The organism is Alloalcanivorax marinus, assembly GCF_016785095.1.
In the GTDB taxonomy this organism is placed as follows: Bacteria; Pseudomonadota; Gammaproteobacteria; order Pseudomonadales; family Alcanivoracaceae; genus Alloalcanivorax; species Alloalcanivorax marinus_A.
Map to the genome: position 1 here is coordinate 87,923 of NZ_JAEKJB010000002.1, position 12,473 is coordinate 100,395.

The 12,473-nt window shown below is 65.4% G+C and carries 12 protein-coding genes; 10 read left to right on the plus strand and 2 right to left on the minus strand.

Features of this window, described 5'->3' with window-relative positions:
• Positions 1–3: 3 nt before the first annotated feature.
• The 3 genes from JF515_RS02280 to JF515_RS02290 are packed head-to-tail and all read left to right on the plus strand — an operon-like array spanning position 4 to position 2,567.
• Positions 4–783: an SDR family NAD(P)-dependent oxidoreductase gene (locus JF515_RS02280; RefSeq protein ID WP_203100594.1), complete on the plus strand. Its 780-nt coding sequence runs from the start codon at positions 4–6 to the stop codon at positions 781–783.
• Between the two features lie 60 nt (positions 784–843).
• Positions 844–1,644: an SDR family NAD(P)-dependent oxidoreductase gene (locus tag JF515_RS02285; protein WP_203100596.1), complete on the plus strand. Its 801-nt coding sequence runs from the start codon at positions 844–846 to the stop codon at positions 1,642–1,644.
• 2 nt (positions 1,645–1,646) lie between these two features.
• A complete protein-coding gene (locus JF515_RS02290; RefSeq protein WP_203100598.1) occupies positions 1,647–2,567 on the plus strand; it encodes an SMP-30/gluconolactonase/LRE family protein in 921 nt (306 codons plus the stop codon).
• 48 nt (positions 2,568–2,615) lie between these two features.
• On the opposite strand, the gene JF515_RS02295 is transcribed toward JF515_RS02290, so the two are convergent.
• Positions 2,616–3,464 (minus strand): crotonase/enoyl-CoA hydratase family protein, encoded by an 849-nt coding sequence (locus JF515_RS02295; RefSeq protein ID WP_203100600.1) that lies wholly within the window; start codon positions 3,462–3,464, stop codon positions 2,616–2,618.
• Positions 3,465–3,477: 13 nt separating this feature from the next.
• Entirely contained in the window at positions 3,478–4,905 is a 1,428-nt protein-coding gene (locus tag JF515_RS02300; RefSeq protein ID WP_203100602.1) for an aldehyde dehydrogenase family protein, read from the minus strand.
• Between the two features lie 183 nt (positions 4,906–5,088).
• Here JF515_RS02300 and JF515_RS02305 point away from each other — a divergent pair, with 183 nt between their 5' ends.
• The 7 genes from JF515_RS02305 to exaC all read left to right on the plus strand — a co-directional run bounded on the left by JF515_RS02305 (position 5,089) and on the right by exaC (position 12,427).
• Entirely contained in the window at positions 5,089–5,877 is a 789-nt protein-coding gene (locus JF515_RS02305) for an SDR family NAD(P)-dependent oxidoreductase (protein WP_203100604.1), read from the plus strand.
• 133 nt (positions 5,878–6,010) lie between these two features.
• Entirely contained in the window at positions 6,011–6,817 is an 807-nt protein-coding gene (locus JF515_RS02310) for an IclR family transcriptional regulator (RefSeq protein WP_161383141.1), read from the plus strand.
• 13 nt (positions 6,818–6,830) lie between these two features.
• A complete protein-coding gene (locus JF515_RS02315) occupies positions 6,831–7,274 on the plus strand; it encodes a PaaI family thioesterase (RefSeq protein ID WP_203100606.1) in 444 nt (147 codons plus the stop codon).
• Positions 7,275–7,475: 201 nt separating this feature from the next.
• Positions 7,476–8,150, plus strand: a complete 675-nt coding sequence (locus tag JF515_RS02320; protein ID WP_203100608.1) for a response regulator — start codon at positions 7,476–7,478, stop codon at positions 8,148–8,150.
• Positions 8,151–8,225: 75 nt separating this feature from the next.
• Positions 8,226–9,392 (plus strand): nitric oxide-sensing protein NosP, encoded by a 1,167-nt coding sequence (gene nosP, locus JF515_RS02325; RefSeq protein WP_203100610.1) that lies wholly within the window; start codon positions 8,226–8,228, stop codon positions 9,390–9,392.
• Complete coding sequence (locus JF515_RS02330) at positions 9,361–10,791, plus strand: NahK/ErcS family hybrid sensor histidine kinase/response regulator (RefSeq protein WP_238400802.1); 1,431 nt, start codon at positions 9,361–9,363, stop codon at positions 10,789–10,791. The genes nosP and JF515_RS02330 overlap by 32 nt, the downstream gene beginning before the upstream one ends.
• 115 nt (positions 10,792–10,906) lie before the next feature.
• Positions 10,907–12,427 carry an acetaldehyde dehydrogenase ExaC gene (gene exaC, locus JF515_RS02335; RefSeq protein WP_203100611.1) on the plus strand — a complete coding sequence of 507 codons (1,521 nt, stop codon included), beginning with the start codon at positions 10,907–10,909 and terminating at the stop codon, positions 12,425–12,427.
• The last annotated feature ends 46 nt before the right edge of the window (positions 12,428–12,473 follow it).

The window sequence follows — 12,473 nt, forward strand, 5'->3', positions numbered from 1 at the left end:
CTTATGGACCCGATGCTGGATTTCACCGGCAAGGTGGCGCTGATCACCGGCGCCGCCAGCGGTTTCGGTCGCGGTCTGGCCGCCGAGCTGGGCAAGCGCGGTGCCCGCCTGGTGCTCGGCGACATCAACATGGACGCGCTGGATAAACTGGTGGCGGACCTGGAAGCGGGCGGCGTGCAGGCGTTGTCCCGTCGCTGTGACGTATCGTCCGAGGACGACTGCAAGGCAATGGTCGATACCGCCCTGGAACATTTTGGCCGGCTCGACCTGGCCGCCAACAACGCCGGCATCGCCCACGGTTTCATCGGCGTCGAGGAACTCACCGAAGAGGTGCTCGATCAGCAGATGAACGTCAACGTGAAAGGCGTGATGTTCGGCATGAAGTATCAGATTCCGGCCCTGCGCCAAAGCGGTGGCGGCGCCATCCTCAACACCAGTTCCATGGCGGGCATCGGTGGCGGGCCCAAGATCGGCGCCTACGCCGCCTCCAAGCACGCGGTGATCGGCCTGACCCGCACCGCGGCGGTGGAATGTGGCCGCAAGAACATCCGCGTCAACGCGATCTGCCCGTATTACACCCGAACCCCCCTGCTCGAGGGCGACGGCCTGGCCAGCGGTGGCGAGGCGGAAAAGACCCTGGCGATGATGGCCGCCGGCAGCCCCATGAAGCGCATTGGCGAGCCGGAGGAGATCGTCGCCGTGATGCTTATGTTGCTATCGCCGGCGAACACCTACATGAACGGGCAGGCCATTGCCGTGGACGGCGGCGTCTCGGCGTTTTAACGCATCAGCTGCAGGAGCGGTGGGACCGCCGCTCCTGCGACTCAATATCGGGAGAGTGAAATGAGCAATCGTCTGGCGGATAAAATCACCATCATCACCGGCGCCACCTCCGGCATCGGCGAGGCCACCGCGCGACGCTTCATCGAGGAAGGCGCCACCGTGGTGCTGGCAGGCCGTTCCCAGGACAAGGGCGAGGCGCTGGCCGAGGAACTGGGCGAGCGGGCCCTGTTCAAGCGCACCGACATCATGAGCGAGGACGACATCGCGGCGCTGGTGGATTTCACCGTCGACCGTTTCGGTCGTCTGGACTGCCTGTTCAACAATGCCGGCGCCGGCGATCGAACCACCGTGGATTCTTTCGACGAGCAGGAATTCGCGCGCATCATGCGGCTGCTGGTGGGCGCGCCGGCGTTCGGCGTCAAGCACGCCGCCCGGGTAATGAAGGAAAGCGGCGGCGGCAGCATCATCAACAACGCCAGCATCGCCGGGCACCGTCTCAACCAGGGTGGCTATCTGTATTCCGGCGCCAAGGCGGCGGTGGCGCACATGACGCGTCTGGCCGGTGCCGAGCTGGGTCCGTTCAATATTCGCGTCAACGCCATCTCGCCGGGGGCCGTGGCCACGCCGATTTTCTGGGGCGGGTCCGAGCGTGCCCAGAACCTCAGTGACGAGGAAAACCAGCGCAAGATGGAAAAGCTGCAGAGCAACCTGGCCAAGGCCACGCCGTTGCCGCGCGCCGGCCTGGCGGACGACATCGCCTACGCCGCCGTCTTCCTGGCCAGCGACGAAGGCAGCTTCATCAACAGCCACGATCTGGTGGTGGATGGCGGCCGCATCGCCATGTTCAACGAAAAAGGATAAACATGTCCGATTACACGGTTATCACCGATGGTCTGCGATTTCCCGAAGGCCCCATCGCCATGCCCGACGGCACCTTCATCGTGGTGGAGATCGCCGCCGGCCGGCTCACCCGGGTGTATCCGGATGGTCGCAAGGAAACCGTCGCCGAGCCTGGCGGTGGCCCCAATGGCGCCGCCATCGGCCCCGACGGGGCCTGCTATGTGTGCAACAACGGCGGCATGCAGTTCCACGAAAAGGACGGTTTGCTGATCCCCGGCGACATGCCCGAGGATTATTCCGGTGGTCGCATCGAGCGCATCGATCTGGATACCGGCAAAGTGGAAGTGCTGTACACGGAAGTGAATGGCGAACCGCTCAAGGGCCCCAACGACATCGTGTTCGATAAGCAGGGCGGCTTCTGGTTCACCGACCTGGGCAAGGGCCGGGGCCGTAGCCAGGACCGGGGCGGCCTGTACTACGCCCGCACCGACGGGTCCCTGGTGCGTGAAGCGGTGTTCCCGATCCCCACCGCCAACGGCGTGGGCCTGTCACCGGATGAAAAAACCGTGTACGTGGCGGATACCATGCCGGGCCGGTTGTGGGCCATGGACATCATTGGCGAAGGGGAGGTGGCGCGACCGGAAGGCGGGCTGTTGCCGGGTCGTCTGGTGGGGCAGCCGTCGGAATTCTGCTACTTCGATTCCCTGGCGGTGGACGCGGACGGCAACATTTGCGTCGCCACCATCTTCCATTCCGGCATCACCATCTTCTCGCCGGATGGCGCCAGCGTGCGGCATGTGCCCACCGACGATCTGGTGACCACCAATATTTGTTTTGGTGGCGAGGATCTGCGCACCGCCTACATCACCCTGTCCAGCGCCGGCAAACTGGTGTCCATGCCCTGGGAGCGTCCGGGGTTGCCGTTGAATTTCCTGAACGTGTAACGACAAGCGCCGCGCGGCCGCCCTTGAAGGCGCGGCCGCGCCGTGCTTTCAGACGCCGCCTTCGACCTTGCCGGCCAGTGGCGGCAGGGGCGTGAAGTCGCCGTCACCGCCATGCTGGCCCGCCTCGATGGCGGCTTCTACCTCTTCCACGTGCAGCATGCCGGCGTTCCAGGTCACCACATAGTCGAGCGCGTCGGCGGTGTTGTGATCCCGGGCGTAGGTGATCATGCGTTTGCAGCCGTGCACCGCCAGCGGTGACTTGCCGGCGATCTCACGGGCCACTTCCAGCGCTTTTTTCAGGGTCGCCTCGCGGTCGTCCAGCACCGCGTTGAACAAGCCCCGCTGCTCCGCTTCCTCGGCACCCATGCGCCGCCCGGTGTAGGCCAGTTCGCGCACGATGCCCTCCGGCAGCAGCTTGCACAGGCGCGGGAAGGTACCCACGTCGGCGGTCAGCCCGACGTTGATTTCATAGATGGTCAGGAAGGCGTCGGCGCTGGCGTAGCGCAAATCGCAGGCGCTGATCAGGTCCACGCCACCGCCGATGCAGCCGCCATGCAGCGCGGCGATCACCGGCACCCGGCAGTCTTCCAGGGCGCTGAAGGTTTGCTGCATCAGCGCGGTGTGCTGGCGGAAGCGCGCCGCCTTCTGCACCCGGGCGGTGCGATCAGCCGGGTCCGGCGGAGCGCCGAACATGCCCAGGTCCAGGCCGGCGGTGAAGTGCTTGCCGTTGGCGTTGATAACGATGACGCGCACGTCGCCGCCGGTATCCAGGGCGCGCACCGCCGCCGGCAGTTCGTTCCAGAAATCCGCGTTCATGGCGTTGAGCTGATCGGGGCGGTCCAGGGTGATCAGCGCCACGCCATCGTCCACGGAGACCTTGAGGGTTTGATAGGTCATGGTGGTCCGGCCCTCAGGGATGGAACACGGATTTGGTTTCCAGGAATTCCTCCAGCCCGTAGACGCCCCATTCGCGGCCGATGCCGGAATGCTTGTAGCCGCCAAACGGAGCCGGCAGGTCCAACTGCGCGCCGTTCAGGTGGACCATGCCGGTGCGCAGCCGCGCGGCCACCTCGGCGGCGTCCTCCACGGTGGCGCCATACACATAGCCGGACAGGCCGTAGTCGGAGTCGTTGGCGATGGCTACCGCCTCATCCACGCTCTGGTAAGGCATGATCACCAGTACCGGGCCGAAGATTTCCTCGCGGGCGATCAGCATCTGGTTGTTGACCTGGCTGAACACCGTGGGCCGGGCGTAGAAACCCTTGTCCAGGCCGTCCGGCTTGCCGGGGCCGCCGCACACCAGCTTGGCGCCTTCCTCGATGCCTTTCTCGATCAGCGATTGCACGCGCTTGAACTGGCGCTCGTTGGCGATCGGGCCCAGTTTGCTGCTCTCGTCCCGGGGATCGCCCACTTTCAGTTTCTCGCACACCTGGGCGGCGATGGCTTCCGCCTCGCCCAGCTTGTCCGCCGGCACCAGCATCCGCGAGGGCGCGTTACAGCTCTGGCCGGTGTTGTTCATCATCGATTGCACGCCGTGGCCCACCGCTTTCTGGAAGTCCGCGTCCGGCAGGATGATGTTGGCGGACTTGCCACCCAGTTCCAGGGACACGCGCTTGAACGTGTCGGCGGCCTCCTTGCTCACCGAGGCACCGGCGCGGGTGGAGCCGGTCAGCGACACCATGTCCACGCGCGGGTCGGAGGACAGCATCGGGCCCACCTCGGCGCCGTCGCCGTAGATCATGTTGAACACACCGGCGGGCAGGCCGGCCTCATCGACGATCTCGGCCAGCACCATGGCGGATAGTGGCGCGAACTCGCTGGGCTTGAGCACCATGGTGCAGCCGGCGGCAATGGCCGGCGCCACCTTGCACAGCACCTGGTTCATGGGCCAGTTCCAGGGCGTGATCAGGGCGGCCACGCCGGCCGGCTCGCGGCGCACGGTGGCGCGCCCCAGGGTTTGTTCGAACTCAAAGCCCTTGGCGGCGTCCAGGGTGGCCTTGATATGACCCAGGCCCATGGGGGCCTGCACCTTGGCCGCCAGACCGTGGCGCGGCGCGCCCATTTCCCGGCTGATGGCGTCGGCCATGTCGTCCAGGCGTTTCTGGTAGGCGCCCATCAGGCGCTCCAGCATCGCCAGCCGCTCCTCCAGCGGCAGGGCGGCGAAGCCGTCGAAGGCGTCACGGGCGGCCTGGATGGCCGCGTCCACATCGCCATGGCCGGCCAGATACACGGTGCCTTCGCTGGCCTCGGTGGCCGGGTTGATCACCTCGAAGGGCCGTGCGTCAGCGCCGGGCGCCACCCAACGGCCATTGATATAAAACTGCGCCAAATGGCTCATGAAACACTCTCCCTGGGTAAATGATTTGAAAGTTGAAAGTTGAAACGCGCTGCCGGGTTTCCAACCTGCCATATTCGGCTGTTTCTGCCCAGTCTATTTTTGGAATGCTGTTCCAAAATCTTGACCGGTTGCCGCCGCCGTGTCATCTTCCAGCAAAATTATAAAAGTCTTGAGGAGAGCATCATGCAGCGATTCCAGCAACGCACCGTCCTGATCACCGGCGCGGCCAGCGGCATTGGTCGCGCGGCGGCCCGCCGCTTCGCGGAAGAGGGCGCCGGCCTGGTGTTGGTGGATCGCGACGAAGCCGGCCTGGAAGAAACCCGCGCCGCGCTGCCGGAGGGCACCGAGGTGATGACCCGGGCCCTGGATGTTTCCGATGAAGCCGCCGTGGACGCGCTGGTGGCGGCGGTGATCGCCGAACGGGGCCGTATTCATGCCCTGTGCAACAACGCCGGCATCGCTGGCGGGGATTATTCCGGCATCACGGAGACCGACACCGATACCTGGCGGGCGATTCTCAACGTTAATCTGCTCGGCCCGGTGTTCTTCACCCGCGCCGTGGGTCGCCACATGCGCGAGCAGGGCGGCGGCGCCATCGTCAATACCGCCTCGGTGGCGGGGATTCGTTCCGGCGCCGGCGGCAATGCCTACAGCGCTTCCAAGGCGGCGGTGATCAACCTGACCAAGACCGCCGCCTGCGATCTGGGCCAGTACAACGTGCGCGTCAATGCGATCTGCCCGGGGCTGATTGAAACCGGCATGACCAAGCCGGTGTTCGATTACGCCCGCGAGCGTAACAAGGAAGAAAAACTGGGCAGCCGTTGCGAACTGCGCCGCTATGGCCGGCCCGAGGAAATCGCCGCGGCCATGGCGTTTCTGGCCAGCGACGATGCCAGCTACGTCACCGGCCAGGCACTGGCGGTGGATGGCGGCAACACCGCCTCGCTGAACCTGCCCGGCATGAAGCACTGAACCAACCGATAACGACACCGAGCGGGACCCCCGAAAAGGGGTCCTATGTGAAACGGCTTTTTGATATATTTGCCGGTTTTATAAACAACTATAAAAGAAATTCATCCCGAAGCCTGACTGAGGAAGACAACCCATGCGACGAGCCGCTCTTGGAAAAGACGGAGCCGCGGAGAAGGACCGCAATTTCGTGACCGCCCTGGCCCGGGGCCTGGATATCCTGCGCTGTTTCGGTCCGTCCGATGAGTACCTGGGCAACGCCGAACTGGCCAAGCGCACCAATATTCCGCGCCCCACGGTGTCGCGGATGACCGCCACGCTGACCCAGCTCGGTTACCTGCGCTACGCGGAAAATCTGGAAAAGTACCGGCTCGGCCCGGGGGTACTGGATCTCGGCTACCGCTACCTGGCCAGCGAGGGGGTGCGCGACATCGCCCGGCCGTTCATGCAGGAGCTGGCCGACGCCACCGACTGCATGGTGGCCATCGCCGCCCCGGACGGTGCCTCCATGACCTACATTCAGGTGTGCCAGGGCTCCGGCCCGCTGGTGCTGCGCCTTTCCGTGGGGTCCCGGGTCGCCACCGGCACTTCGGCGGCGGGCCGTGCTCTGCTGGCGGCGCTGCCGGAGAACGAGCGTGAGCCTTACTATGAGGCGATCCGCGCCCAGAACCCGGACGCCTGGCCGGAGGTGCAGCGCGGCCTGCAGCGTGCCTGCAAGGAATATCAGGAGTATGGCTTCGTCACTTCCGACGGAGAATGGAACCGGGATGTGAGCGCCGTGGGCGTGCCGCTGATCCTGGATAACGGCGGCCAGGTGGTGCCGTTTAATTGTGGCGGCTCGTCGTTACGGCTGAGCCGTCGAATTCTGATCGAGAATCTCGGCCCGCGCCTCAAGGAGGTCGTGGATCAGGTCCGACAAATGGTGCAGGGCCGGGAAGTATGACGAGACCCGTTGAATGAAAATGGACATGGCCACGGCCTCCCGCAAGTTCGATTATGGTTTTCCGGCTCTGCTGGGCTTTGAGTTTCTGGAGTGGGAAGAGGGCCGGGCGGTGCTCGGCCTCAAGGTGGAGCAACGCCATCTGAACCTGGCTGATCGCGTGCACGGTGGCGTGCTCGCCACCCTGCTGGACGTGGCCGGCGCCTGCGCCGGCACCTGGTGCCCCTATCCGGACCGCATTCGCAAGGCCATCACCCTGTCCATGACCACCACCTTCACCGGCCAGTCCGGGCTCGGTTATATCCGCGCCATCGGCACCAAGCGTGCCGGTGGCAGCCGCATCTTCAACTCCACCGTGGACATCCTCGACGAGAACGACCAGTTGCTGATTATTGGCGAAGGCACCTTCCGCCTGCGCAGCGGCTCCGAGGACCCCCGCGGCCAGCCCATGGACCGCTGACCGGGCATCCTCCATCGCTTGATATCCTACGGCAACGAGCTCAGGCTCGGTGACATTCGGGGGCGATACCGCCCAAAGTACCGTCGGACTAGGACTTTAGGCGAATATGCGACGGCGGCGGGGTCCGCGTCCGGTTCCGGCGTGGTAGTCTGTCGCGATAGCAAGAATAACCGGAAGCGCCGCGCAGGGAGTCCGCCCGCCATGTACCAGGTCCTGATCGCCGATGACCATCCGTTGTTTCGCGAGGCCATAGCCCGGGTGATCGACGATGGTTTTCCGGGGAGCACTCTGCTGGAGGCCTCCAGCCTGGATGCCGCCCTGGAGGCGGCCGCCGACAACGACGACCTGGATCTGGTGTTGCTGGATCTGAACATGCCGGGCATGCAGGGCCTGGGCGGCCTGATCCAGTTGCGCAACGAGTTTCCCACCCTGCCGGCGGTGGTGGTGTCCGCGGAAGAAGACAAACGGGTGATTCTGCAGACCATGACCTACGGCGCCGTCGGTTTCATCACCAAATCCACGCCCCGCAAGCAGATGATCCTGGCCCTGGAGCAGATCCTTTCCGGTTCCATTTACCTGCCCTCGGACATCATCCGCGCCGACATGGCGGCCGCGCCGGCGCGGCCGGAAAGCGCGGTGCCGCCGGAGGTGCTGGAAACGCTTACCCGCAAGCAGCTCCAGGTGTTCGAGCGCATGGCCCGGGGCGAGCCCAACAAGGTGATCGCCTACGAACTGAACATCGCCGAGAGCACGGTCAAGGCCCATGTGTCGGCGATTCTTCGCAAGCTGGGCGCCACCAACCGGGTGCAGGCGATTCTCGCCGCCGGCGATATTGATTTCGGTGCCTATCTGCGCCGCCCGGCCTCGCGGGTGTGAGCCGCGCTGTTCCGGGGCGCCGGTGCGTGCCGCATAATAAGCATGACAACGACAATGTCTCCCCGGGAGGCCGACATGACCGCGATACCCCCGTACGCCGTCGTCACCGCCTACAGTGATGCCCGCGATGAGCAGCAGGCGGCGCGCTCGCTGGCGGAGCGCCTGCGCCATCCCAATCTGGGCTTCGTGCTGTTCTTCTGCTCCATTGATTACGATCTGGACCGGCTGGCCGGGGCCCTCAGCGAGGATTTTCAGGGCGTGCCCCTGTGCGGCTGCACCTCCGCCGGGGAAATCACCGCCCGAGGCTACGACCGCGACACGGTGGTGGCGATCGGTTTCGACCGCCGCTTCTTCGCCGTTTCCCACCGGTTGATCGAACGTCTGGACGGTTTCACCCTGGCCGACGCCCAGCAGCTCACCGACGGCCTGCTCGGTGACTGCCGGGACGGCCCCGGTGGCCCGGTGAGCGCCGACAACAGCTTCGTGCTGACGCTTCTGGACGGTCTTTCCGTCAACGAAGAGCTGGTGCTCGCCACCCTCAACGCGGCCCTGGGCAGCATCACCAGCTTCGGCGGTTCCGCCGGCGACGACTACCGGCTCTCGCGCACCTATGTGTACAGCGACGGCGCCTTCCACAGCGACGCGGCCATCGTGCTGATGGTCACCACCAGCCTGGATTTCGAGGTGTTCAGCATCCATCACCTGCGCCCGGACACCCGCAAGCTGGTGGTCACCGCCGCCGACGCCGAGCGGCGCGTGGTGCAGGAGCTGAACGCGGCCCCGGCGGCGGAGGAATACGCGCGCCTGGTGGGGGTGCCGGTGGCGGAGCTCAACGACGAGGTGTTCGCCCGCTATCCACTGGCGGTACGCATCAACAGCGACTACTACGCGCGCTCCATCCAGCGCGTCAACGACGACCTGAGCCTGTCGTTCTATTGCGCCGTGGAGAACGGCATCGTGCTTACCGCCATGCGCACCGGCTCGCTGATCGGCGAGACCCGGGACACCCTGAACGCCATCGAGGCGAGGCTGGGCCCGGCCTGGGTCACCATTGGCTGTGACTGCTGCCTGCGCCGCATGGAGATGGAGAGCGGCGGTTTCGCGGAACCCGCTTCCGCCTTGCTGCGCGAGCACAAGGTGGTCGGCTTCAACACCTACGGCGAGCAGTTCAACGGCATGCACATCAACCAGACACTGACGGGAGTGGTCATTGGTCGACGGCACCGAGCCCCGGGACCCTGACCGGGAGTCCCCCTGGGAGCTGCACGAAGCCCGCCTGATGGCGGAGAACGCCCGCCTGCGGCGCATCTGCGACGCTCTTATCGAGCGGGTGGAGGAGAGCAACATGGCGCCCACCGCGCCCTACGCCGCCTTCCAGCACTCGGTGGTGCTCGCCGAGCAGGTGCGCGAGCGCACCCAGGCCCTGCGCGAAGCCAACCAGCAGTTGCTGGAGGAAATCGAGGTGCGTCGGCGGGTGGAAGCACGCCTGCGCGAAGCCACCGCCAAGGCGGAGCAGGCCAGCATCTCCAAGACCAAGTTCGTGGCGGCGGTGAGCCACGATCTGATGCAGCCACTCAACGCCGCGCGCCTGTTCACCAGTGCTTTGCGGGATGCCCCGGATCAGAACACCGATTTCATGCTCACCCACATCAACACCGCCCTGCACGATCTGGAATCGCTGATCACCACCCTGGCGGATGCCTCCAAGCTGGACGCCGGCGTGGTCACCGCCGAGCCGGTGGCCTTTCCGCTGCGCCGCCTGCTCGACGTGCTCGCCGAGGAATACAAGCAAATGGCCGCCCACGAAGGTCTGCGGCTGCGTTACGTGCCTACCTCCGCGGTGGTGCGCTCCGATCCGCAACTGCTCAACCGGGTGATGCGCAATCTGCTGTCCAACGCCATCCGCTACACCGGCAGCGGTTCCATCCTGCTCGGCTGCCGGCGCCGGGGCGAGCAGGTGGAGGTGGTGGTGGCGGATACCGGCATCGGCATCGGCGAGGACCAGATCGAGGACATTTTCCAGGAGTTCAAGCGCGGTAAGCAGGCGGTGAAATACCATGAACGCGGTCTCGGCCTGGGCCTGTCCATCGTCGAGAAAATCAGCCGCATTCTCGACCATCCGCTGTCGGTGACCTCGCGGCTGCATCGTGGCTCCCGTTTCTCCCTGCGTTTGCCAGTGGCCACCCTCAGCGCCGCCGAACAAAGGTCCCTGGCGCCGGCCACGGAAGGGGCGGTGTCCCTGGCCGGCCAGCCGGTGTGGGTGGTGGACAACGACGGTGCCATCCGTGCCGGCATGCGCACCTTGTTGCAGCGCTGGGGCTGTGAGGTGGTGGTGGCGGAATCCCTGGCGGCGCTGCGCCGCCAGGTGGACACCCGCCAGGACCCGGCCCTGGCGCTGATCATGGATTACCACCTGGAGCCCGACAGCGATGATGGTCTGGCGGTGGCCAGGCACATCAACGATGGCCGCGCCACGCCGCTGCCGGTGATCATGGTCACCGCCGACCGCGAACAACCCCTCAAGCAGCGCTGCGCCCGGCGTGGCCATACCCTTCTCTACAAGCCCCTCAAGCCGATGAAACTGAAGCTGGCGCTGCAGCAGGCGCTGCGCCAGGGCGCCAGCGCCGCGCCGCCGCGCTGACCGGCGGCTACGACCAAAAGAGGGCATGGACCGGTACCTTGGTCGCATGCGCGCCGCCGGGCCCCGGGACTACTCTGATCGTGACGATTCGCACTAATAACGAGGACACTTCGCGATGATTTACGACAACCCCGGTAGCCAAGGAGCCGTGGTCTCCTTCAAGGAACGCTACGAGAACTACATCGGCGGTGAGTGGGTGGCCCCCGTTCACGGTCGCTATTTCGATAATGTGAGCCCGGTGAACGGTAAGGTGTTCTGCCAGGTGGCCCGCTCCTCCACGGAGGACATCGACCTTGCCCTGGACGCCGCCCATAAAGCGGCGCCGGCCTGGGGCCGCACCTCGGCGGGCGAGCGCTCCAACCTCCTGCTGCGCATCGCCGACCGGCTGGAACAGAACCTGGAAGCCCTGGCCGTGGCGGAGACCTGGGACAACGGCAAGGCGGTACGCGAGACCCTCAACGCCGACCTGCCCCTGGCGGTGGACCATTTCCGCTATTTCGCCGGCTGCATCCGCGCCCAGGAAGGCAGCGCCGCCGACATTGACGCCAACACCGTGGCCTACCACTTCCATGAGCCGCTCGGCGTGGTCGGCCAGATCATCCCCTGGAACTTCCCGATCCTGATGGCCGCCTGGAAGCTGGCGCCGGCCCTGGCCGCCGGCAACTGCGTGGTGCTCAAGCCCGCCGAGCAGACCCCGGCCTCGATTCTCAAGGTGATGGAATTGATCGGCGACCTGCTGCCCGCCGGTGTCATCAACATCGTCAATGGCTTCGGCGAGGAAGCCGGCCAGGCCCTGGCCACCAGCAAGCGTATCGCCAAGATCGCTTTCACCGGCTCCACCCCGGTAGGCTCGCACATCCTCAAATGCGCGGCGGAAAATATCATCCCCTCCACCGTGGAGCTGGGTGGCAAGTCTCCCAACGTCTACTTCGCCGACATCATGAACGCCGAGCCACAATTCATCGACAAGGCGGTGGAAGGCCTGGTGCTGGCGTTCTTCAACCAGGGCGAGGTGTGCACCTGCCCGTCCCGGGCCCTGATCCAGGAAGAGATGTACGACGACTTCATGCAGCGCGTGCTCGAGCGCATGAAGACCATCAAGCGCGGCAACCCGCTGGACACCGACGTGCAGGTGGGCGCCCAGGCCTCCCAGGAACAGTTCGACAAGATCATGTCCTACATGGAAGTGGCCCGCTCCGAGGGGGCGGAAGTGTTGTCCGGCGGTGACCGGGAAACCCTGGACGGCGATATCGGCGGCGGCTTCTACATTCAGCCCACGCTGCTCAAGGGGCACAACAAGATGCGCGTGTTCCAGGAAGAGATCTTCGGCCCGGTGGTGGCGGTGACCACCTTCAAGGACGAAGAGGACGCCCTGGCGATCGCCAACGACACCGAGTTCGGCCTCGGCGCCGGTGTCTGGAGCCGCGATATCAATGTGGCCTTCCGCATGGGCCGGGGCATTCAGGCCGGGCGTGTGTGGACCAACTGCTACCACGCCTATCCGGCCCACGCCGCCTTCGGCGGCTACAAGAAATCCGGGGTGGGCCGCGAGACCCACAAGGTGGCCCTGGAACATTACCAGCAAACCAAGAACCTGCTGGTCAGTTACGACATCAACCCCCTCGGCTTCTTCTGAGTCGAGTTCCCCTACAAGAAAGACATCACGCGGGCGGCCCCTGGCC